The organism is Bradyrhizobium sp. HKCCYLRH3061 (genome assembly GCF_051168015.1).
Classification (GTDB): domain Bacteria; phylum Pseudomonadota; class Alphaproteobacteria; order Rhizobiales; family Xanthobacteraceae; genus Bradyrhizobium.
Window position 1 is genome coordinate 164,349 of the sequence record NZ_JBNPUE010000009.1, and the last position, 19,895, is coordinate 184,243.

The window sequence follows — 19,895 nt, forward strand, 5'->3', positions numbered from 1 at the left end:
CGATAAACCAAGGGAAACGCCGCAATGATCCGCCCGCGCCGCAGTCTTTTGTTCATGCCCGGCTCCAATGCGCGCGCGCTGGAGAAGGGGCGGAACCTGCCGGCCGACGGGCTGATCCTCGATCTCGAAGATTCGGTGGCGCCGGACGCCAAGGCCGCCGCCCGCGACCAGATCGCCAAAGCGGTGGCGGCCGACGGCTACGGCAAGCGGGAACTGCTGATCCGCGTCAACAGCCTGGATACGCCCTGGTGGAGCGACGACGTCGCCATGGCCGGACAGGCGGCGACCGACGGCATCCTGGTTCCCAAGGTGTCGACCGTCCAGGACCTCGGCCTGGTCACGGATCGTCTGGCCGAGGTCGGGGCCGATCCGGCGCTGAAGGTATGGGCGATGATCGAGACGGCGCGTGCCGTGCTCGATGCCGATCTGCTCGCGGCCACCGTGCACGAGGACGGCTCGCGACTCGCCGGCTTCGTATTCGGGCCCAACGACATCTCGCGCGAGACCCGCATCCGCATGCTGCCGGGCCGCTCCACGATGCTGCCGATGATCAGCCACTGCATCCTGGCGACGCGCGCCCATGGGCTGGAGATTCTGGACGGGCCTTACAGCGATTTCGCCAACACCGACGGCTTCGCGCAGGAATGCATCCAGGCCCGCGATCTCGGCTTCGACGGCAAGACGCTGATCCATCCCGGCCAGATCGACGCCTGCAACGCGATCTTCACCCCGCCGGCCGACGAGGTCGCTGCGGCACGCAAGATCATTGCCGCGTTCGCGCTGCCGGAGAATGCCTCGCGCGGCGCGATCCAGATCGACGGCCGCATGGTCGAGCGGCTGCATGCCGAGATGGCGCGGCGCACGATCGCGATCGCCGACGCGATCGCGGCGGCAGCGAAGTGAGGCGTCAGATGCGCCGCAGACTGAGGATGTAGTTGACGAGGTCGCCGCGCTGCTCGGTCGTCAGGATGACGTTCGGCATCGTCGGATGGCTGCTCTGCAGGAACACCTTGAGCGACAGCTCGGTCGTCGACGGCATGTTGGCGACCGCCACGAAATCGGGGGCGGTCGTGGTCTGGGCTCTCGCTCCGCTGGCGTCGATGGCGTGGCAGGTGCTGCACCAGGCCTCCGCCAGCTTGCGCCCCGCCTGCACGCTGTCGGCGGCCGGCGTTACGCCGCCGGCATTGTGCAGCCGGATCAGCAGCATCGCGCCGAGCGCGAGCAGGATCGCGGCGCCGACATGGAGCCAGGTGTTGCGGTGCAGATTCGGCAGGCTCATCGCATTGCTCCGCTGGATGGGAGGGAGACGGCGATCAGTGCTTGACCGCGGCGCTGCCCAGGCGGTCGATGGTCGGGGCGTTGAGGCAGTACTCCTCGTAGTGCTCGGCGCTCGTGCCGGCGGCGAGATCGCGATGGCAGCGCGGCTTGTCCTTGCACATGGCGCAGACGCGCTCCATGTCGCGCAGCACCAGCGGCTCGGCGCGCCCCAGCGCGGCCTCGTCGATGCCGAGCGCCTTCAGCATCTGCGGCAGCTCGTCGGCGGCGTGCTCGCCTTGGCGGACCAGCTCGTCGAGATCGGCCGGCGTGACCTGCAGGTCCATCGCGATGCGCTCGAAATCGTCGCGGTCGAGCTGCCGGAGCTCGCTCAGCTCACGCCGGTGCCGGAGCCATTGCGCGAACGTATCGATCAGGAACTGAACCCGCGGATAGGGCTTGGCGTCTACGGTCATGACACGTCTCCGATGATGGCCCGCAATCAATCACCGGGTGGCCGCGCCGACGTTGCGTTAGATCAAGCAGCAAATCGGCCCTGCGCCGGCCGCAAAGCTGCGCGGCGACGGTCAGCGCGGGGCAAATCGCTCGGCTGCCCACGCATAGAGGCTGCCGGGGATCGGCGCCTCGCCGCCGCGACCCTTCGGCGAGATGTGCAGGCCGATGATCTGGGGATCAGCGATCAACCCGGAGAAGTCGGACGGATCGAAGAACGCCTTCGGCTCGGCATGCACCGCGTAGAAGCTGCGCTTCGGCAGCGCATGGCGCAGCGAGCCATGGCGGCGGCCGAGCGCCGTCAGCGCGGCCGGGCCGAAGATGGCGACGCGGATGTCCGACAGGCGGTCGGAGCCGCCGCGCAGGCGGCGCAGCGCATAGGTGAGGCGGTGACGCAGCGACAGCCAGTTCGGCGTCAGCTCGTCCTGCGCCATCAGCGCGGTGAATTCGGCGACGATCGGATCCTCCGGCGGCAGGTAGAGCACGGAATTGCCGAGCTGCCGCGGCCGCTCCCAGGCGAAGTAGGGCAGAGCCGGATCAATCTCGACCGGCCTGAGCAGCAGCACGTCGGCATCGAGCCAGAGGCCGGCGCGTTGTGCCATCAGCCGCATCCGGAAGAAGTCGCTGAACTGCAAGGTGGTCCAATCGCGCCAGCTGCCGTCAGGCTGCGGCGGCCTGAGACGTTCGGAGAATGCGTAAGGAAGGATCGCCTCGGCCTCGGCATTGCCGACCCCGTCGGGCAGGCCGGGCAGCGGATCGAAGCTGTAGACCGTGACCTTGTGGCCGGCCGCGAGCTGCGACCGCAGGCAGGTCTGGCGCAGCCGGTCGAGCGGCCCCCGCCAGAAGGTCACGACCTCGGGCACTACACGCGTCAACGGCGGACCTGCTGGGCTGCTCTCGAAACAAGGCCCCGGACGAGGTCCGGGGCCCGCGAACTCACCATCCCTCAGCGGGGCTCAGGCCCAGGCGCGCTCGGCCAGCTTGGCCTCATAGCTGTCGATCGAGGCCTTCTTTTCCAGCGTCAGGCCGATGTCGTCGAGCCCGTTGAGCAGGCAATGCTTGCGGAAGGGATCGATGTCGAACTTGACGGTGCCGCCGTCGGGACCGCGGATCTCCTGCTTGGCGAGGTCGACCGTCAGGGTCGCGTTGGCGCCGCGCTCGGCGTCGTCGAACAGCTTGTCGAGATCGGCCTGCGACACGCGGATCGGCAGAATGCCGTTCTTGAAGCAGTTGTTGTAGAAGATGTCGCCGAACGAGGTCGAGATCACGCAGCGGATGCCGAAATCGAGCAGCGCCCAGGGGGCGTGCTCACGGCTCGAGCCGCAGCCGAAATTGTCGCCGGCGACCAGGATCTTCGCGTTGCGGTACGCCGGCTGGTTGAGCACGAAATCCGGGTTCTCGCTGCCGTCGTCCTTGTAGCGCTGCTCCGAGAACAGGCCCTTGCCGAGGCCGGTGCGCTTGATGGTCTTCAGGTACTGCTTGGGGATGATCATGTCGGTGTCGACATTGATGATCTTCAGCGGCGCGGCGACGCCTTCCAGCGTGGTGAACTTGTCCATCGGGGCACCTTCGAGAATACGGGCAGGCCGCTGTTTAGCCCGAACGGCAGGCCGGATAAAGTCAAAATGCCGGCGCTATCGGCCGGGTCGTCAGTCGACGGACGCCTCGATCGCCTCCATGTCGTCGTCGGACATTCCGAAATGATGGCCGATCTCGTGGATCAGCACATGGCGGACGATGTGGCCGAGGCTCTCGTCATGCTCGGCCCAGTAGTCGAGGATCGGGCGGCGATAGAGCCAGATCATGTTGGGCAGGCGCGGCAGGTCGTCATTGCTGCGAAACGGCAGCCCCGTGCCCTGGAACAGGCCGAGCAGGTCGAACTCGCTTTCGGCCTGCATTTCGTCGAGCACCTCCTCGGTCGGAAAGTCGTCGACCCGGATGACGACGCCCTCGCACATCCTGCGAAAATGCTCGGGCAGACGCTCGAACATCTCGTGCGCCATGACTTCCATGTCGGCGAGCGAGGGGGCTTTCAGATCTGTCCACATTGCCGCCTTCTAGCCCGGCTTTGATCATCTTGCATCTTGGTTCTATGACATGTGTGGCGGAGCTGGTTGACGCAGGGGATGAAACCGGCGACCGTGACGCGCGAACTGGGGGGTTGAGGGACAGATGAGGCAGATGTCGATGGTGCTGGCCGGAGCGGCGCTGGCTGCGGCGGTCGTGGTCTCGATCTCGGCGGCAGCGCAAGCGGAGCAGGCCGCCGGCGCGCGCGGCGCCGTGCAGAGTGAGGTGAGCACCGATCTCTCCGCGCAGCGCCGGCAACGACGAATCCAGATCTATCCGCGCTACGAGGGTCATTGGCAGCCCGACGTGGTGCCGCGCTTCAATCCGGGGCCGAACGCAGTTCGGGTATGCGATGCCACCTATGTTCCGGAGCATCGGCCGAGCGGCACCGTGATCGTCCCGCATATGAGTTGCATCTGGCGACGCGGCTGACTCCTGGGTCCCCCCGCACTGATCGGCTCGGCAGGCGCGCACATGATCTGGTCGCGATCGATCGCGACGTTGCCCTGATGTTACCGTCCGGACACAGTGCCGCTATGTCGCGCACTGCGGCGGAACCACGCGCGACATTCGGCATTCTGCTCCTGCGCAGGTCTTCATGTCCCATTCACGTCGCTCGTTCGAGACTGATCTGCGTCGCGCTGCTGCGGCCGCCATTCAGGCAACTGACAAGGCGGAATGTACGGAGCCGGACGTGATGTCAGGCGATCGAGGGAGAAGTTCATGACTGTGATGAAACTGTTGGGCATCGCGGCGGTTGGCGCCGTTCTCGTGATGGCTGCCCCCGCCGAACGCGCGCAGGCGCTGTCGCTGATCAATCCGGGCGCCGCGACCGCGGTGCAGCAGGGCACGGCGCAGGAGACCACTCAGGCGCATTGGCACGGCCGCCGGCATTGGCATCCCCGGCGCCACTATTATCCTCGGCATTACTACCATCCGCGTCATCACTGGCGGCCGCATCACTACGGACATCGCCATCACGGCCGCTGGTAAGTCGCGCTTTCCGTCCGATCGAGACAATGACCGAGATCATGCAGGCCCGCTTTGCGGGCCTGCATGTTGATGGGGGCTGGCAACGAGATTCGCCGTGAAACCATCAGTCGACAGAACCTGGTTCGGGATCGGCATTGTCACGGTGGCGATGCTGCTCGCAAGTTCCGCCGCCACCTCTCCTGTCGCCGCAGCTCCCGCCGTTACGCAGGCGCGTCAGACCATCACGGATGCTGGCCCGCGCCGGCAGGGTCGCCGATCGAAGCCCGTGGTGGCGACGGCAGAGGTGCCGCATTATCTCGACCGTCCCACGGACTACACGCCAGCCTATCCGCCGGGACCCTTGGTTCTGTTCACGCCGTTCTACGATTGAGGCCGTGTCCGCAAGGCGCGTTGCGTTTCCTGCGTGTGGTTAGTTGCGAAGTCCCCGCACGAGCAGCACGTGAGCCGTTGTGCCGTCATCCGTGATCCTGAGTTGCAGGACGACGTAGAGGCTCCCGTGCATCTCCTTCGCCGCGACGCCACGCCGCAGATGCGCGTGCAACGTGCATCATTCATGCCGCATTCACGTCGCTATCTCTACGTTCATGATGGGGGTGCGCGAATCCACCGATCGGACGACCAGCATCGGCGCTGCATGGGTCCATCGTTGCACAGCATTCAGGGAGAAGGGACCATGATGAGGATGAAGGACCAGCGTGCTGGTCTTGCTCGTCGCCTCAGTCTTGCGGCGGCCACACTGTTTGTCTTGGCGGGCGCGTCCGGACGGCCTGCGCTTGCGATGTCGCCGGTGAGTCCCGGTGCCGGCTCCGCCACGCAGACACCTTCGGAAGTGTTGGCCGTTCAGGTCCGAGGCCCCGGTGGCGGTGGCGGCGGGCATCCCGGCGGTGGTGGATTCCACGGTGGGGGCGGTGGCGGCTTCCACGGCGGTCCGGCGTTCCACGGCGGAGGCGGTGGCCCGGCGTTCCATGGCGGCGGCGCCATGTTCAGGGGTGGCGGCGGCAGTCCCGCGTTTCATGGGGGAGGACATGCCTTCGGCGGTGGTGGCCCGCGTCCGGCCTTCCACGGTGGTGGCCCGGCATTCCATGGCGGATTCGGTCCGCGGCCGGTGTTCCATGGCGGTGGCTATCATTATCGTCCGCACTACGCCTACCGGCCGTACTTCCACCATCACCGCCGTCATTTCTACGGCTACCGCAGCTACTACACGCCGATTTATACGACGGGCTACTACTATCCCTATCGTCGCTGCCGCGTCGTCTGGACCCATTACGGGCCACGCCGCATCTGCCACTACCGGCATTGGCGGGGTCATCACTGGCGCCATCATCACCGATGGCATCATCGCCACCGCCACCACTGGCGCTACTACTGATCGTGCTTGAAGTTCGATAAAACAGGAAGGGCGCCCAACGGCGCCCTTCTCTCATTTCAGGGGGATGGAGTGAGGCGCGACAGTCAGAGCCAGTCCTTGAACTGCCAGTTCTTCACGCTCAGCTTCCACGGCACCAACGTCTCGATGCGCCATTTGGCAAAGCGGCCGGGCGGCCAGTTCGACAACCGCCGCTCCTCCTTCGGAGCCTCCGGCTGGGCGATGATCTTGGCGGGCGGTGTCTTGCGGCGCTGGCGTGTCGCATCGCGGATGAGGTCGACGTATTCCGGCTTGTCGGCCATGTCAGGCTCCTCGGCACGTTCCTCTGCAGACGCGGCGCGTCCGGTGGTAGGATTTTGCGCCCGCGGTCCTAAGAAAGTATTGCCGAACTGCCAAGACTTCACTGAAGATTCGTACCGATCATCACGTCGTGCGCCAGAGCGGATCGTCAGAAGCAACCGACCTCACGATCACTGCGAATGTCAGGACTTTGCTTTCTTCGAGGCCAGTTGCATCCGGCTGGTCAGATCGGCTTTCTCCATCAGCTGCTTCTTGGCTTCCAATTGAGTCTTGCTCGCGAGCGCTGCCTTCTCGCTGAGTTGGCGCTTGGCTTCCAACTGATGTTTCGCAACGGCTTCGGCTTTGCTCGCAAGCTGCTTCTTGGCCTCAAGTTGCATTGATGCGGGATCAGACATTGTCGTGCTCCTTCGCAAGTCCGGGGATATGAATTTTTACGAAGTCGACTTGTTCATCCGTAAGCCCATCGAAAAGACGTTCGGCGGTCAGGTCTTCGGCCGTGAGTTGGCAATCCTTGGTAAGGCTGGGGTCCTTGCCTTGTGCAGCAAGGTCGACTTGATGTTCAAAGCCAGCCTGGCAGAGCTTGGAAAGCGCGCAGGTGAAGCAATCGCTGCGATCCCGTCGCGCGCTCAAATAGCTCTTCTCTGCGATGCAGAACTCGTCGAAGTCAGGGCCGTCGTAAGGATTTTGAGGATCGACATTGAATGGATGAATCATATGATTCTCCCGCTCGACGGCGCCTGACCGATCAAATCATAAGAGACTTGTCTTCGAATTGCAACCTTGAAGAGTGCAGTCAGTAAACCGCTCGCACTGCAGCAGGTCGATGATCAGTTCGAAATAAATGGCCGGACATCCCGACGTTTCCGGCGCAAAGTTGAAGGCGTCGGCAGGCATACAAAGGCGACGTTCGTTGACACGAACGTCGCCTTTTGAAGTCGAGCAACGCAGAAAGCGATGACCGGGCGGCTTGATCAGCGCCAGTCGCGCACGTCGACGAAGTGTCCTGCGATCGCAGCCGCCGCGGCCATCGCGGGTGACACCAGGTGGGTGCGGCCCTTGAAGCCCTGGCGGCCTTCGAAGTTGCGGTTCGAGGTCGAGGCGCAGCGCTCTTCCGGCGCCAGCTTGTCCGGGTTCATGGCAAGGCACATCGAGCAGCCCGGCTCGCGCCATTCGAAGCCGGCCTTGATGAAGATCTTGTCGAGGCCCTCGGCCTCGGCCTGCTCCTTGACGATGCCCGAGCCCGGGACGACCATCGCGTTGACGTGGCCGCTGACGGTCTTGCCTTCGGCGATCTTGGCGGCGGCGCGGAGATCCTCGATGCGGCCGTTGGTGCAGGAGCCGATGAAAACGCGGTCGAGCTTGATGTCGGTGATCTTCGTGCCCGCGGTCAGGCCCATGTACTTCAGCGCGCGATGCTTGGAGATGCGCTTGGCCTCGTCTGCGATCTTGTCCGGATCGGGCACCACGCCGGTCACCGAGATCACGTCCTCGGGCGAGGTGCCCCAGGTCACGATCGGCGGCAGCTTGGCGGCGTCGAGCCTGAGCTCATGGTCGAAATGCGCGCCGTCGTCGGAGCGCAGCGTCTCCCAGTAGCGCATCGCTGCGTCCCAGGCGGCGCCCTGCGGCGCCTTGGGACGGCCGCGCAGGAAGTCGAACGCCTTCTGGTCGGGCGCGACCAGACCGGCGCGCGCGCCGCCCTCGATCGACATGTTGCAGACGGTCATGCGGCCTTCCATCGACAGCGAGCGGATCGCCTCGCCGGCGTATTCCAGCACGTAGCCGGTACCTCCCGCGGTGCCGATCTCGCCGATGATGGCGAGGATGATGTCCTTGCCCGTCACGCCGTCCGGCAGCTTGCCGTCGACGGTGACGCGCATGTTCTTCGCCTTCTTCTGGATCAGCGTCTGTGTCGCCAGCACGTGCTCGACCTCGGAGGTGCCGATGCCGTGCGCCAGCGCGCCGAACGCGCCATGCGTCGAGGTGTGGCTGTCACCGCAGACGATCGTGGTGCCGGGCAGCGTAAAACCCTGCTCGGGGCCGATGACGTGGACGATGCCCTGGCGGCGGTCGAATTCGTTGTAATATTCGATGCCGAATTCCTTGGCGTTCTCCGCCAGCGCCTTGATCTGCTCGATGCTCTCCGGATCCGGATTCGGCTTGGAACGGTCGGTGGTCGGCACGTTGTGATCAACCACGGCCAGCGTCTTCTCCGGCGCATGCACCTTGCGCCCGGTGGCGCGCAGGCCTTCGAACGCTTGCGGCGACGTCACCTCGTGCACCAGGTGGCGGTCGATGTAGAGCAGGCAGGTGCCGTCCTCGGCTTCGTGCACCAGATGGTCGTTCCAGATCTTGTCGTACAGGGTGGTCGGCTTCGACATGAGCGAATGCTCCCGGGAATTTAAGGTTTGAGACACGACGCGTGACGGGCACGCGCGAACAATCAGGACTGAGGCGCTGCGGCTTACAGCGCGCGCCTAAGCTCCGACGTCGCCGAGGTGGCGAAGCGTCCGAAGAACCGCCCGGGCAGCCGGCTATGATCGTCGATGACGACGCGGCGGCAGGCCATGCTGGTGCGATCTAGAACCATTTCAGGGAGATATATAGCACGCGGGCAAGGGAGTGCGAGATGCGTTTGCGCCCGCCGTCATTGCGAGCGAAGCGAAGCAATCCAGGGCTGAGCGAGGACTCTGGATTGCTTCGTCGCTCCGCTCCTCGCAATGACGGTGCCCAAAACAAAAAGCGCGGGACCAGCCCGCGCTCTTCGTCAATCCATGGGAAGCAACGATTACTCGTTCACCGCGGCCTGCTGGCGGTCCTGCTTCTCGACGATGCGGGCCGACTTGCCGCGCAGCTGGCGCAGGTAATACAGCTTGGCGCGACGCACCTTGCCGCGGCGCACGACCTTGATCGAGTCGATCATCGGGGAGAGGATCGGGAACACGCGCTCCACGCCCTCGCCGTAGGAGATCTTGCGGACGGTGAAGCTCTCGTTGATGCCGCCGCCGGACCGGCCGATGCAGACGCCTTCATAGGCCTGCACGCGCGTGCGCTCGCCTTCGACCACCTTCACGTTGACGATCACGGTGTCGCCCGGGCCGAACTCCGGAATGGTCTTGTTGGCGGACAGCTTGTCGAACTGCTCTTTTTCGAGCTGCTGAATCAGGTTCACGGGTAAATCTCCATCGGCGGCGCGCCCAGCCGGGTCACGCGGGGGCTGCGCTTGTTCCTGCCGTCACTTGCGGAATTGGGCGCTCCTATAAGCCAAAGCGCGAGGCTTGTCACCCGTCTGTCGTGCTTTTTGGCGCTTTTTGGCTGGTCCTGCTTTGTTCCAGGGTCTGGCGCACCTGCCGTTCGGCCCACAGATCCGGCCGCCGCGCTTGCGTGAGCGCCTCGGCCTGCGCGCGCCGCCACGCCGCGACCTTGGCGTGATCGCCCGAGGTGAGCACATCCGGAATGGGACGGCCCTCGAACAGCTGCGGGCGCGTGTATTGCGGGTACTCCAGTAGGCCGTCGGAGAAGCTCTCGTCAGTGCCGGATTCGAGCTTGCCCATCACACCGGGCAGCAGTCGCACGCAGGCGTCGATCAGCACCAGCGCGGCGATCTCGCCGCCCGACAGCACATAATCTCCGATCGAGACCTCGATCAGCTCGCGCGCGTCGATGACGCGCTGGTCGATGCCTTCGAAACGGCCGCAAACGATCAGCGGGCCGGGACCGTCGGCAAGCTCGCGGACGAAGGCCTGGGTCAAGGGCCGACCGCGCGGGCTCATCAGCAGCTTCGGCCGTTCGGGTGCAACGGCGGCGGCATCGATCGCGGCGGCCAGCACGTCCGCGCGCAGCACCATTCCCGGGCCGCCTCCAGCCGGCGTATCATCGACACTCCGGTGCTTGTCGGTCGCCGAGGCCCGGATGTCGCGCGCCTCCAGCGTCCAGATGCCTGATGCCAGCGCCCGGCCGGCGAGGCTCACGCCCAGCGGCCCGGGAAACATCTCCGGAAACAGCGTCAGCACAGTCGCGCGCCAGGGCGCGGTCGGAGAGGGCGAAGTGGTCATGGCGCTCTGTTACGGCAGCGGCGAAGCAAGATCGAGCCCCGATCGCTCAATGCGGCGCCGTCATCTCGCGGCTGATGCTCCACCACCGGTGTCGTCCCGGACAAGCCGTGACGCGCATCAGCGCGTCGCGGCGCCGATCCGGGACCCATACCGCGTGATGTTGGAAAGTGGCACGCGGCCAGTTCCGCGCAAGCCAATCGGCTGCGGTGGCTATGGATCCCCGCTTTCGCGGGGATGACGAGCTGAGTTTTGGGCGGCAGCATCGTCCTCAGCCGACGCCGTTTCATCGGCCGAAGCTCGATCCTCGCCGTCAATCTCGGCCGGCAACTCGATGATCACCCGGCCGCCTGCCAGATCGACCGTCGGCACCACGGCATTGGTGAACGGCAGCATCAAGGTGCTGCCGGAGGGCGGGGCGATCTCGATGATGTCGCCGGCGCCGAAATTATGGACGGCGAGCACGCGGCCGAGCGGGGCGCCTGAGGTGGTCTCGGCGGCCAAGCCGATCAGGTCGGCGTGGTAGTATTCGTCGTCATCGGTCTCGGGCAGGCGCTCACGCGGCACATAGAGCTCGAGCCCGTTGAGCCGTTCGGCCGCATTGCGGTCCGTGACGCCCTTGATCGCGGCGACCAGATGATCCTTGGCCTCGCGCGCCTTCGCGACCTCGAACGATCGGCTGCCGTCCTTGGTCGTGAGCGGACCGAAATGCAGCACGGCCAGCGGATCCTCGGTGAAGGTCCATAAGCGGACCTCGCCGCGCACGCCGTGCGCGGCGCCGATCCTGGCGACGCAGATGAGCTTGGACATCAGCGGGCCTCGTCCTTCGAGACGCGCGCAACGGCGCGCTCCTCAGGACGAGGAGCGATCACCTCATGCTGAAGAGCACGGCGAAAGCCGTGCGTCTCGAAGCATGAGGCCTCGCGCAGCAAGAGGCTTAGCCCTTTGCGGCGGCTTCGGCCTGGGCCTTGCGCTCCTTCCGCGGCACGGCCTTGATCGGGTTCTGGCGGGCTTCGCGCTTCTTGACGCCGGCGGCATCGAGGAAGCGGGCGACGCGGTCGGACGGCTGCGCGCCCTTGGCGAGCCAGCCCTTCACCTTCTCCATGTCGAGCTTGAGGCGCGCCTCGTTGTCCTTCGGCATCAGCGGATTGAAGTAGCCGAGGCGCTCGATGAAACGGCCGTCACGCGGGAAGCGCGAGTCGGCGACGACGACGTGATAGACCGGGCGCTTCTTGGTGCCGGCACGGGCGAGACGAATGACGACGGACATGAAAGTTCTCCTTAGGTGTCGATGTCTTGATACGAAGTTGGATGGGTCGTCATTGCGAGCGAAGCGAAGCAATCCAGAGCGGCGTGCGCGACTCTGGATTGCTTCGTCGCTTCGCTCCTCGCAATGACGGGAGTGAGCTCATTTCTTCTTCCCCGGAGGCAGGCCGAGACCCGGCAGGGTCGGCTTGCCGCTGAGACCGGTGAGGCCCGGAAGATTGGGCAAGCCGCCGCGCAGGCCAGCGGGAAGATCCTTCGGCAAATTCGGCAGGCCGCCGGGCATGCCGCCCGGCATCTTCTCGGCCATCGCCTTGAGCTGCTCCGGCGAGGGCATGCCGCCACCGCCGCCAAAACCCATCGCCTGGGCGATGCCGGCGAGCGGGCCGCGCTTGCCGGAGCCCATGGCCTTCATCACGTCGGCCATGTTCCGGTGCATCTTCAAGAGCTTGTTGACGTGCTCGACGCTCTGGCCGGAGCCCGCGGCGATGCGCTTCTTGCGGCTCGCCTTCAGCAGGTCGGGATGCTTGCGCTCCTCGCGGGTCATCGAATCGATGATCGCAACCTGCCGCTTGAGGATCTTGTCGTCGATCCCGGCGGCCGCGATCTGGTTCTTCATCTTGGAGATGCCGGGCATCATGCCCATGAGCCCGCTGATGCCGCCCATCTGCGACATCTGCAAGAGCTGCTCGCGCATGTCGTTGAGGTCGAACTGACCCTTGCGCATCTTCTCGGCGGCGCGCGCGGCCTTCTCGGCGTCGATGTTCGCCGCGGCCTTCTCGACCAGCGAGACGATGTCGCCCATGCCGAGGATGCGGCCGGCGATGCGCGAGGGATAGAAGTCCTCCAGCGCGTCGGTCTTCTCGCCGGTGCCGAGCAGCTTGATCGGCTTGCCGGTGACAGCGCGCATCGACAGCGCGGCGCCGCCGCGGCCGTCGCCGTCGATACGGGTCAGCGCGATGCCGGTGAGGCCGACGCGCTGGTCGAACGAGCGGGCGAGATTGACGGCGTCCTGGCCGGTCAGCGAATCCGCGACCAGCAGGATCTCGTGCGGGTTGGCGACCGCCTTGATCTCGGCGGCCTCCTTCATCATGTCCTCGTCGAGAGTGGTGCGGCCGGCGGTGTCGAGCAGCACCACGTCATAGCCGCCGAGCTTGGCGGCCTCGATGGCGCGGCGTGCGATCTGCGGAGGCATCTGGCCGGCGACGATCGGCAGGGTCGGAATGTCCAAGTCGCGGCCGAGCACCGCGAGCTGCTCCATGGCGGCCGGACGGTAGACGTCGAGCGAGGCCATCAGCACCTTGCGCTTGTCGCGCTGAACCATGCGCCGGGCGAGCTTGGCAGTGGTGGTGGTCTTGCCCGAGCCCTGCAGGCCGACCATCATGATCGGCACCGGCGGCACGGCATTGAGGTCGATGGTCTGGCCGTCGTCGCCGAGCGTCTTGACCAACTCGTCATGGACGATCTTCACGACCATCTGGCCGGGGGTGACCGACTTGACCACGGTGGCGCCGATCGCCTGCTCGCGCACGCGCTCGGTGAAGCTGCGGACAACCTCCAGTGCGACGTCGGCCTCGAGCAGCGCCCGGCGGACCTCGCGCATCGCGGCGTCGACATCGGCTTCCGAGAGCGAACCACGCCCCGTCAGCCGATCGAGAATGCCGCCAAGCCTTTCCGACAGATTGTCGAACAATGCCGTATCCTTTGCCCTTGCCGGGCGCTCGCTTCATTGCCGCCCGTCATCGCCGCGTGCTGCGGCCTATGACGACCATATAGGCCTCGGCAGATCGGCCGAAACCGTCAGTCCAAACACGTTTGCGCCCGAGGGCGCACAGCGCTGTCGGGCGGTGACCTCCGGCCTCCAGGGCCGGGCGGTGGCTCGAAAAGACGAAACTTTCCGAAATTCGGCCGGGTTAAACCCTCCGCAGCCGCAAAAGTCAAGGAAACTTGCTTCGCGCCGTCCCGTTGCCGGACCCTGTGCGGCCGCTTACCTCTTCAGCCAGTTCAGCTTTGCCTTCGCGAGGACGACCTTGTTGCGCCGTTCCAGGACCTATTCCGGCCCCGTCACCGACCATTTCGACGGCAAGCGCTTCTACGATCCCGACGGCGTTCCGCCCAAATCCCTCTCCCAGGTGCTGCGCTGGCAGTTCGACCGCAACGGCAAGCGTTCCCGCTGGCCGGCCTGGGCGCCGAGCCCGCATGCCGACGCGCCGCCGCACCGGATCGACGGCGAGGCGGTGCGGCTGTCCTTCATCGGCCATGCCAGCTGGCTGGTCCAGACGGGCGGGCTCAATATCCTGGTCGATCCTGTCTGGTCGGAGCGGGTCTCGCCGTTGTCCTTCGCCGGCCCGCGACGCCACAATGATCCCGGCATCGCCTTCGAGGCGTTGCCGCACATCGATGTCGTGCTGGTCTCGCACGGGCACTACGACCATCTCGATATCCGGACCTTGTCGAAGCTGACCGCGCGATTTTCGCCGCGGGTGGTCACACCGCTCGGCAACGACCTCACGATGATCGACGCCGACTCCAAGATCCGCGCCGAGGCCTATGACTGGCACGATCGCGTGACCTTGAACGAGGAGGTCGCGGTGACGCTGGTGCCGACGCGGCACTGGACGGCGCGCGGCCTGTTCGACCGCAACAAGGCATTGTGGGCAAGCTTCGTGCTGGAGACGCCGCGCGGCCGGCTCTACATCGTCTGCGATTCCGGTTACGGCACGGGCAAGCATTTCCGCCGCGTTGCGGAGCAGCACGCGCCGATCAGGCTGGCGATCCTGCCGATCGGCGCCTACGAGCCGCGCTGGTTCATGCGCGACCAGCACATGAACCCGGAGGATGCCGTGCAGGCGCTGCAGGATTGCGGCGCGGAGGCCGCGCTGGCGCATCACCACGGCACGTTCCAACTGACCGACGAGGCGATCGACGCGCCCGTCCACGCGCTGCACGCCGCGCTCGATTCGGCCGGCATCCCACGCGAGCGTTTTGGCGTGCTGAAGCCGGGGCAAGTGGTGGAGATTTAGTCCGCTGTCGCAACAACAATGGTGTCGTCCCGGCCTTGAGCCGGGACCCATAACCACCGAATCAAGTTTTGCGAAGGCCGGCAGCTCCATCTCGCGCGATAACATCCGCCGCGGCGTATGGGTCCCGGCTCAAGGCCGGGACGACACTGAGTTTGTCGTGGCCGCGTCGCGTCTCACAGTATGAGACAGACTTATACCTACTGCCCCGGCTTGATCGCCCAGGTCACGCTGACCGCGATCGACAGCGTCTCCTCACCCTGTGCGACCGGCGTCGGCGTCGCGGCCATCGGTGCGGCGAAGGTCTTGGCGCGGAACACCGGCGCCGGCGCGCCGTCCTCGGCGATGTTGAGCGGCTGTCCCAGCGTGACGCCCGCTGCCTTGGCGTAGATCTCGGCCTTGCGGCGGGCGTCGGCGACGGCCTTCTCGCGCGCCTGGTCGAGCAGCTTGGACGGCTCGGCGACGCTGAAATAGATGTTGCCGACGTCGTTGGCGCCGGCGCCGACCATCGTGTCGATGACGCTGGCGACCTTGGCGACATCGTGCACCTTGATGGTGACGCGGTTCGAGGCGCGATAGCCGGTCACGGCCGGCTGGCCCGGCCGGTTCTGCGCATATTGCGGCTGAATCGACAGCCGCGACGTCTGATAGTCCTTGTCGGCGATCCCCGCGCTCTTCAGCGCCTGGAGCACCTTGGCCATCGCGGCATTGTTGGCCTCGGCGGCCTCGCGCGCCGTCTTCGCATCCGACGCCACCCCGGCGTCGATCTGCGCCAGATCCGGCGGCGCCGTCACGCTGGCCTCGCCGCTGACGGTGATTGCCGGGGTGTCCTGGCGCGCGATGTCGTCCGCCAGCGCCGGCAGTGTCGTAGCGGCCGCCAGTGTGGCAACAAACATCGATCTGATCATCATGGTGCTCACTTCAGCGGCACGTAGACGTTGATGACGAGCTTGTCCTCGGCCGTCTTCAAGGGGTCGGTCAAATACTCCTCGATGAAGGTGTCCTTGGCCTCCAGCCGGCGCTCATCAAGGTGGTTGGTGATCGCCTCGTAGGTGTTGTCCATGTTGTCGTAGGAGCCGCGATGGACGAACTTCAGCGCCTTGCCCTCGGGCGACTGGCCGATGCTCATGCCCTTGCCGAGCGTCTTCGGCTCCTGCTCGATCGGCATCTCGGCCAGGAAGGTGAAGCCGGTGTCGTCGGTCGAGGTGTAGACGATCATGCCGTTGCCGGCGGGCTTGATGCCCTGCTTGTCCAGCGTGGCCGACAGCGACTTGAAGGAGTCGATCAGCGTATCGAATGCGTTGTCCCAATTGGCGGTGCCCTTGACGAGGACGACCTTCTTCGCCTCGAGCTTGATCTCGTCACCGAAGGCGTCGCCCGCCTGGGCCGGCGCCGCGGCCGGCGGCGGCGTGGCGGGGGACTGGGCCGCGGTCGGAGATGACGACGGCGCGGGGCTCGCGCTGGCGGCCGGCGTCGGGCTGGTCGCGGGCGCGGGACTGGCCGACGCGGCAGGTGCAGGAGAGGCCGGTGCCGAGGGAGCCGGTAGCGCGCTCGGGGCTGGCGCAGGCGTGGCCGATGCCGCCGGAGCCGGCGAGGCCGACGGCGCCTGGGCCCGGGCGGGCGTGCCGCCGAGCAGGAGCGCGACCGAGCTCACGGCCAGAACGAGGCGGAAAGTGCTGAGATTCATTCGACTATTCTCCAGTGGCCGTGCTGCTTTGCCCGGTTCGTGCCGGCGAATGAACCGGTCCTAACATGCTCGGCGGCGCGGCGTCCCATGACAGATGCGTCATGTCGCTCTGCAGGCTGGTCAATGCCGCGCCATTCGCCATATAAGGCGGACACAATTTGGATATTTTCATGAGCGCGCTGGCCAACCACAGCTTCGTCAAGATGAACGGGATCGGCAACGAGATCGTCGTGGTCGATCTTCGCGACGTGAAGCATGTCGTCACGCCGGACGAGGCGCGGGCGGTGGCATCCCGCGTGCCGTACGATCAGCTGATGGTGCTGCAGCCGCCGCGGCTCGACGGCACCGAAGCGTTCATCCGCATCTACAACAATGACGGCTCGGAGTCCGGCGCCTGCGGCAACGGCATGCGCTGCGTGGTGCGCCAGGTGTTCGGCAAGACCGGCCAGACCAGCGCGACGTTCGAGACCCGCGCCGGACTGCTGAACTGCTGGCAGGGCCCGGCGCCCGACCTCTACACCGTCGACATGGGCGTGCCGAAGTTCGGCTGGCAGGAGATTCCTCTCGCCGAGGAATTCCGCGACACCCGCTACATCGAGCTGCAGATCGGCCCGATCGACGCCCCGATCCTGCATTCGCCGTCGGTCGTCAACATGGGCAACCCGCACGCGGTGTTCTGGGTCGAGGACATAAACGCCTATGATCTGGAGCGCTTCGGGCCGCTGCTGGAAAACCACCCGATCTTCCCCGAGCGGGCCAACATCACGCTGGCCCACATCGTCGACCGCGACCACATCACGATGCGGACCTGGGAGCGCGGCGCGGGGCTGACCAGGGCCTGCGGCTCGGCGGCGTGCGCGACCGCGGTCGCGGCGGCCCGTCTGAAGCGCGCCAACCGGATCGTGCAGATGACGCTGCCCGGCGGCGAGCTGACGATCGAGTGGCGCGAGCGCGACGATCACGTGCTGATGACCGGGACCGCGACCTTCGAATATGAGGGGCGGTTCGAGCCAGAGCTGTTCGCCAGCGTCGCATGAGCGTCGATGTTGTCACCTTCGGCTGCCGGCTCAACGCGTTCGAATCCGAGCTGATCGCGAAGCATGCCGAAGCGGCCGGCGCCGACGACACCATCGTCATCAACAGCTGCGCCGTCACCAACGAGGCGGTGGCGCAGGCGCGGCAGTCGATCCGCAAATTGAAGCGCGAGCGCCCCGTGGCGCGCATCGTCGTGACCGGCTGCGCCGCGCAGACGCAGGCTGGCATGTTCGCTGCCATGCCCGAGGTCGACCGCGTCATCGGCAATGACGACAAGCTGCGGCCCGATGCGTGGCGCGCGACGGCGCAGGCGCTGGCCTCGCCACGATTCGGCATCGAGGCTTTCGAGAAGGTCGCTGTCTCCGACATCATGGCGGTGACGGAGATGGCGCCGCATCTGGTCGACGGCTTCCAGCGCGGCCTGCCGCGGGTGTTCGTCCAGGTCCAGAACGGCTGCGACCATCGCTGCACCTTCTGCATCATCCCGTTCGGCCGTGGCAATTCGCGCTCGGTGCCGATGGGCGCCGTGGTCGACCAAGTGCGGACGCTCGTCGAGCGCGGCCATGCCGAGATCGTGTTGACCGGCGTCGACCTGACGAGCTACGGCGCGGATCTGCCGGCGACGCCGAAGCTCGGCAGATTGGTCAAGCAGATCTTGCGCCACGTGCCCGAGCTGCAGCGTCTACGCATCTCCTCGATCGATTCGATCGAGGCCGATCCCGACCTGCTCGAGGCGCTCGCGGATGATGCCAGGCTGATGCCGCATCTGCATCTGTCGCTGCAGGCCGGCGACGATCTGCTCCTGAAGCGCATGAAGCGGCGACATTCGCGCGCGGACGCGATCGCGTTCTGTGACCAAGTGCGGCGGCTGCGTCCGGATATCTCGCTCGGCGCCGATCTGATTGCGGGATTTCCGACCGAGACCGAGGAGATGTTCTCGCGCTCGATCGACCTGGTCGAGGAATGCGGCCTGACGTTTCTGCACGTGTTTCCGTATTCGCTGCGCCCGGGCACGCCGGCGGCGCGCATGCCGCAGGTGGATGGCGCCGTCATCCGCGATCGCGCCAAGAGGCTGCGGGCCGCGGGAGAGGCGGCATTGCTGCGGCGTCTGGATGCCGAGATCGGCAGCGAGCGCGAGGTGCTGATCGAGAGCGAGACGCAGGGGCGGACGGAGCACTATCTGCCGGCGGCCGTCCGCGGCGCTGTGCCGGGGACGGTGCAGCGGTTGATGATCGCCGCGCATGATGGCGCGAGGCTGTTAGTTCAGGACTCCGTCATGCCCGGGCTTGACCCGCCTGCGCGGCCGTAGCCGCTTCGGGGCGGCGAAGGCCCGAACATCCACGCCGCCTTGGGCAACTGAGACGTGGATGGCCGGGACAAGCCCGGCCACGACGAGTGGAGAGAGACGGGCTCACTCCCCGTTCCACCCGCACAGTCGCAGCCGCTCATGCATGTGCAGCGGCGCCGGTGCGACGACCTGCACCGGGGGCTTGTTCTTCGACAGCGGGATCGAAATCTCCCGCGCATGCAGATGCAGCCGCGGCTCGCCGAAGCGCGGCCCGTTGCCGTAGATGTTGTCGCCGACGATCGGCCAGCCGGATGCGGCGGAGTGCACGCGCAGTTGATGCGTGCGGCCGGTGACCGGTTCCATGGCGAGCCAAGTGAGCTTGGGTGTCTTGGTGGATTGAGGTTCGCTCTCTCCCCCGGCACCCTGCGCTCCCTCCCCCCTTGTGGGGGAGGGTTGGGGAGGGGGGTGGCTCCGGGCGACACTGCCCGTGGGGACCCCCGCCCCCGACCCCTCCCCGCGAGGGGGTGGGGAGTCGGTGTCGCAAGTCGAGATCGAGATCTGAGGTGGGGGAGTGAGAGAATACGACCTCCCCAACACCCGCCATTTCGTCACCGCCGGCTGCCCCTGCGGATCCGGTTTCTGCCACCAGCCGCGTTCGGCGTTGAGCTTGCCGAGCGGGAGCTCGATTACGCCCTCGTCAGCGTCGGGCCCGCCTTCGACGACAGCCCAATAGGTTTTCGAAATCTTGCCATGCTTGAACAAAAGCCCGAGCGACGCCGTTGCCTTGCGATGACGGCCGAGCACCAGACATCCGGAGGTTTCCTTGTCGAGCCGATGCGCGAGCACCGGCGGGCGCGGCAGGCCGAAGCGCAGCGCGTCGAACGAGGCTTCGAGGTTCGGCCCGCCCTTCGGCCCCTTGTGCACGGGAATGCCGGCCGGCTTGTCGATCACCAGCATCAGCCCGTCGCGGTGGAGCACGCGGGCGAGCATCTCCTCGTCGGTGGGTTGGTTAATGTCCATGGAAACCGTAACGCGGGTGTGAGCTTTCGTTTGCGAA

Annotated in this window: 25 protein-coding genes; 8 read left to right on the top strand and 17 right to left on the bottom strand. The window is 66.1% G+C overall.

Annotation, left to right across the window (positions count from 1 at the left end):
* Positions 1-24: 24 nt before the first annotated feature.
* Positions 25-903: an HpcH/HpaI aldolase/citrate lyase family protein gene (locus ACQR2C_RS16810; protein ID WP_434881651.1), complete on the top strand. Its 879-nt coding sequence runs from the start codon at positions 25-27 to the stop codon at positions 901-903.
* A gap of 4 nt (positions 904-907) precedes the next feature.
* On the opposite strand, the gene ACQR2C_RS16815 is transcribed toward ACQR2C_RS16810, so the two are convergent.
* From ACQR2C_RS16815 to ACQR2C_RS16835, 5 genes are all read right to left on the bottom strand, one after another.
* A complete protein-coding gene (locus ACQR2C_RS16815; protein ID WP_434881652.1) occupies positions 908-1,279 on the bottom strand; it encodes a c-type cytochrome in 372 nt (123 codons plus the stop codon).
* A gap of 34 nt (positions 1,280-1,313) precedes the next feature.
* Positions 1,314-1,730: a DUF6455 family protein gene (locus ACQR2C_RS16820; protein WP_434881653.1), complete on the bottom strand. Its 417-nt coding sequence runs from the start codon at positions 1,728-1,730 to the stop codon at positions 1,314-1,316.
* 111 nt (positions 1,731-1,841) lie between these two features.
* A complete protein-coding gene (locus ACQR2C_RS16825) occupies positions 1,842-2,642 on the bottom strand; it encodes a hypothetical protein (protein ID WP_315800738.1) in 801 nt (266 codons plus the stop codon).
* A gap of 81 nt (positions 2,643-2,723) precedes the next feature.
* On the bottom strand, positions 2,724-3,326 hold the full coding sequence (gene leuD, locus ACQR2C_RS16830) for a 3-isopropylmalate dehydratase small subunit (protein ID WP_315800737.1): 603 nt from the start codon (positions 3,324-3,326) through the stop codon (positions 2,724-2,726).
* 90 nt (positions 3,327-3,416) lie between these two features.
* On the bottom strand, positions 3,417-3,815 hold the full coding sequence (locus ACQR2C_RS16835; RefSeq protein WP_315800736.1) for a metallopeptidase family protein: 399 nt from the start codon (positions 3,813-3,815) through the stop codon (positions 3,417-3,419).
* 142 nt (positions 3,816-3,957) lie between these two features.
* On the opposite strand from ACQR2C_RS16835, the gene ACQR2C_RS16840 reads away from it, so the two are divergent.
* From ACQR2C_RS16840 to ACQR2C_RS16855, 4 genes are all read left to right on the top strand, one after another.
* The gene (locus ACQR2C_RS16840) at positions 3,958-4,266 is read left to right on the top strand and encodes a hypothetical protein (RefSeq protein ID WP_410051388.1); all 309 of its coding nucleotides are present in this window, start codon (positions 3,958-3,960) and stop codon (positions 4,264-4,266) included.
* Positions 4,267-4,557: 291 nt separating this feature from the next.
* Positions 4,558-4,827 carry a hypothetical protein gene (locus ACQR2C_RS16845; protein WP_315800734.1) on the top strand — a complete coding sequence of 90 codons (270 nt, stop codon included), beginning with the start codon at positions 4,558-4,560 and terminating at the stop codon, positions 4,825-4,827.
* Between the two features lie 94 nt (positions 4,828-4,921).
* Positions 4,922-5,197, top strand: coding sequence for a hypothetical protein (locus ACQR2C_RS16850; protein WP_434881654.1), 276 nt, complete (start codon positions 4,922-4,924; stop codon positions 5,195-5,197).
* 303 nt (positions 5,198-5,500) lie between these two features.
* On the top strand, positions 5,501-6,199 hold the full coding sequence (locus ACQR2C_RS16855; protein WP_434881655.1) for a hypothetical protein: 699 nt from the start codon (positions 5,501-5,503) through the stop codon (positions 6,197-6,199).
* A gap of 83 nt (positions 6,200-6,282) precedes the next feature.
* On the opposite strand, the gene ACQR2C_RS16860 is transcribed toward ACQR2C_RS16855, so the two are convergent.
* The 9 genes from ACQR2C_RS16860 to ffh all read right to left on the bottom strand — a co-directional run bounded on the left by ACQR2C_RS16860 (position 6,283) and on the right by ffh (position 13,501).
* Complete coding sequence (locus ACQR2C_RS16860) at positions 6,283-6,498, bottom strand: hypothetical protein (RefSeq protein ID WP_315800731.1); 216 nt, start codon at positions 6,496-6,498, stop codon at positions 6,283-6,285.
* Positions 6,499-6,678: 180 nt separating this feature from the next.
* Positions 6,679-6,891 carry a hypothetical protein gene (locus tag ACQR2C_RS16865; protein WP_316180291.1) on the bottom strand — a complete coding sequence of 71 codons (213 nt, stop codon included), beginning with the start codon at positions 6,889-6,891 and terminating at the stop codon, positions 6,679-6,681.
* A complete protein-coding gene (locus ACQR2C_RS16870) occupies positions 6,884-7,210 on the bottom strand; it encodes a hypothetical protein (protein ID WP_434881656.1) in 327 nt (108 codons plus the stop codon). Before ACQR2C_RS16870 ends, ACQR2C_RS16865 begins: the two co-directional genes overlap by 8 nt.
* A 257-nt stretch (positions 7,211-7,467) precedes the next feature.
* A complete protein-coding gene (gene leuC, locus ACQR2C_RS16875) occupies positions 7,468-8,874 on the bottom strand; it encodes a 3-isopropylmalate dehydratase large subunit (RefSeq protein WP_434881657.1) in 1,407 nt (468 codons plus the stop codon).
* Between the two features lie 407 nt (positions 8,875-9,281).
* The gene (gene rplS / locus ACQR2C_RS16880) at positions 9,282-9,665 is read right to left on the bottom strand and encodes a 50S ribosomal protein L19 (protein WP_315800727.1); all 384 of its coding nucleotides are present in this window, start codon (positions 9,663-9,665) and stop codon (positions 9,282-9,284) included.
* 109 nt (positions 9,666-9,774) lie between these two features.
* Positions 9,775-10,548 (bottom strand): tRNA (guanosine(37)-N1)-methyltransferase TrmD, encoded by a 774-nt coding sequence (trmD, locus tag ACQR2C_RS16885; RefSeq protein WP_434881658.1) that lies wholly within the window; start codon positions 10,546-10,548, stop codon positions 9,775-9,777.
* Between the two features lie 210 nt (positions 10,549-10,758).
* Entirely contained in the window at positions 10,759-11,355 is a 597-nt protein-coding gene (gene rimM, locus ACQR2C_RS16890; RefSeq protein ID WP_316238533.1) for a ribosome maturation factor RimM, read from the bottom strand.
* A 127-nt stretch (positions 11,356-11,482) separates the two neighbouring features.
* Complete coding sequence (rpsP, locus tag ACQR2C_RS16895) at positions 11,483-11,815, bottom strand: 30S ribosomal protein S16 (RefSeq protein ID WP_008964221.1); 333 nt, start codon at positions 11,813-11,815, stop codon at positions 11,483-11,485.
* A 138-nt stretch (positions 11,816-11,953) separates the two neighbouring features.
* Positions 11,954-13,501, bottom strand: a complete 1,548-nt coding sequence (gene ffh / locus ACQR2C_RS16900; RefSeq protein ID WP_315800724.1) for a signal recognition particle protein — start codon at positions 13,499-13,501, stop codon at positions 11,954-11,956.
* Positions 13,502-13,838: 337 nt separating this feature from the next.
* On the opposite strand from ffh, the gene ACQR2C_RS16905 reads away from it, so the two are divergent.
* On the top strand, positions 13,839-14,831 hold the full coding sequence (locus ACQR2C_RS16905; RefSeq protein WP_316238532.1) for an MBL fold metallo-hydrolase: 993 nt from the start codon (positions 13,839-13,841) through the stop codon (positions 14,829-14,831).
* A gap of 197 nt (positions 14,832-15,028) precedes the next feature.
* On the opposite strand, the gene ACQR2C_RS16910 is transcribed toward ACQR2C_RS16905, so the two are convergent.
* Positions 15,029-15,739 (bottom strand): SIMPL domain-containing protein, encoded by a 711-nt coding sequence (locus ACQR2C_RS16910; protein ID WP_434881659.1) that lies wholly within the window; start codon positions 15,737-15,739, stop codon positions 15,029-15,031.
* A gap of 5 nt (positions 15,740-15,744) precedes the next feature.
* Entirely contained in the window at positions 15,745-16,515 is a 771-nt protein-coding gene (locus ACQR2C_RS16915) for a GyrI-like domain-containing protein (RefSeq protein ID WP_316180301.1), read from the bottom strand.
* A gap of 170 nt (positions 16,516-16,685) precedes the next feature.
* Between ACQR2C_RS16915 and dapF the strand changes: the two genes are divergently transcribed.
* Together dapF and mtaB are read left to right on the top strand one after the other, a co-directional pair.
* Positions 16,686-17,552, top strand: a complete 867-nt coding sequence (dapF, locus tag ACQR2C_RS16920; protein WP_316215508.1) for a diaminopimelate epimerase — start codon at positions 16,686-16,688, stop codon at positions 17,550-17,552.
* The gene (gene mtaB, locus ACQR2C_RS16925; RefSeq protein ID WP_434881660.1) at positions 17,549-18,859 is read left to right on the top strand and encodes a tRNA (N(6)-L-threonylcarbamoyladenosine(37)-C(2))-methylthiotransferase MtaB; all 1,311 of its coding nucleotides are present in this window, start codon (positions 17,549-17,551) and stop codon (positions 18,857-18,859) included. Before dapF ends, mtaB begins: the two co-directional genes overlap by 4 nt.
* A 102-nt stretch (positions 18,860-18,961) precedes the next feature.
* Here mtaB and ACQR2C_RS16930 read toward each other — a convergent pair whose 3' ends face one another.
* The gene (locus ACQR2C_RS16930; RefSeq protein WP_316180306.1) at positions 18,962-19,858 is read right to left on the bottom strand and encodes an RluA family pseudouridine synthase; all 897 of its coding nucleotides are present in this window, start codon (positions 19,856-19,858) and stop codon (positions 18,962-18,964) included.
* Positions 19,859-19,895: the final 37 nt, after the last annotated feature.

What these genes read in the sequence shown, in the direction of transcription:
- ACQR2C_RS16810 (WP_434881651.1), top strand. Translation starts at nt 25, where the DNA reads ATGATCCGCCCGCGCCGCAGTCTTTTGTTCATGCCCGGCTCCAATGCG.
- ACQR2C_RS16815 (WP_434881652.1), bottom strand. Translation starts at nt 1,279, where the DNA reads ATGAGCCTGCCGAATCTGCACCGCAACACCTGGCTCCATGTCGGCGCC.
- ACQR2C_RS16820 (WP_434881653.1), bottom strand. Translation starts at nt 1,730, where the DNA reads ATGACCGTAGACGCCAAGCCCTATCCGCGGGTTCAGTTCCTGATCGAT.
- leuD (WP_315800737.1), bottom strand. Translation starts at nt 3,326, where the DNA reads ATGGACAAGTTCACCACGCTGGAAGGCGTCGCCGCGCCGCTGAAGATC.
- ACQR2C_RS16835 (WP_315800736.1), bottom strand. Translation starts at nt 3,815, where the DNA reads ATGTGGACAGATCTGAAAGCCCCCTCGCTCGCCGACATGGAAGTCATG.
- ACQR2C_RS16845 (WP_315800734.1), top strand. Translation starts at nt 4,558, where the DNA reads ATGACTGTGATGAAACTGTTGGGCATCGCGGCGGTTGGCGCCGTTCTC.
- ACQR2C_RS16855 (WP_434881655.1), top strand. Translation starts at nt 5,501, where the DNA reads ATGATGAGGATGAAGGACCAGCGTGCTGGTCTTGCTCGTCGCCTCAGT.
- ACQR2C_RS16860 (WP_315800731.1), bottom strand. Translation starts at nt 6,498, where the DNA reads ATGGCCGACAAGCCGGAATACGTCGACCTCATCCGCGATGCGACACGC.
- ACQR2C_RS16865 (WP_316180291.1), bottom strand. Translation starts at nt 6,891, where the DNA reads ATGTCTGATCCCGCATCAATGCAACTTGAGGCCAAGAAGCAGCTTGCG.
- ACQR2C_RS16870 (WP_434881656.1), bottom strand. Translation starts at nt 7,210, where the DNA reads ATGATTCATCCATTCAATGTCGATCCTCAAAATCCTTACGACGGCCCT.
- leuC (WP_434881657.1), bottom strand. Translation starts at nt 8,874, where the DNA reads ATGTCGAAGCCGACCACCCTGTACGACAAGATCTGGAACGACCATCTG.
- trmD (WP_434881658.1), bottom strand. Translation starts at nt 10,548, where the DNA reads ATGACCACTTCGCCCTCTCCGACCGCGCCCTGGCGCGCGACTGTGCTG.
- rimM (WP_316238533.1), bottom strand. Translation starts at nt 11,355, where the DNA reads ATGTCCAAGCTCATCTGCGTCGCCAGGATCGGCGCCGCGCACGGCGTG.
- rpsP (WP_008964221.1), bottom strand. Translation starts at nt 11,815, where the DNA reads ATGTCCGTCGTCATTCGTCTCGCCCGTGCCGGCACCAAGAAGCGCCCG.
- ACQR2C_RS16910 (WP_434881659.1), bottom strand. Translation starts at nt 15,739, where the DNA reads ATGATGATCAGATCGATGTTTGTTGCCACACTGGCGGCCGCTACGACA.
- ACQR2C_RS16915 (WP_316180301.1), bottom strand. Translation starts at nt 16,515, where the DNA reads ATGAATCTCAGCACTTTCCGCCTCGTTCTGGCCGTGAGCTCGGTCGCG.
- dapF (WP_316215508.1), top strand. Translation starts at nt 16,686, where the DNA reads ATGAGCGCGCTGGCCAACCACAGCTTCGTCAAGATGAACGGGATCGGC.
- mtaB (WP_434881660.1), top strand. Translation starts at nt 17,549, where the DNA reads ATGAGCGTCGATGTTGTCACCTTCGGCTGCCGGCTCAACGCGTTCGAA.
- ACQR2C_RS16930 (WP_316180306.1), bottom strand. Translation starts at nt 19,858, where the DNA reads ATGGACATTAACCAACCCACCGACGAGGAGATGCTCGCCCGCGTGCTC.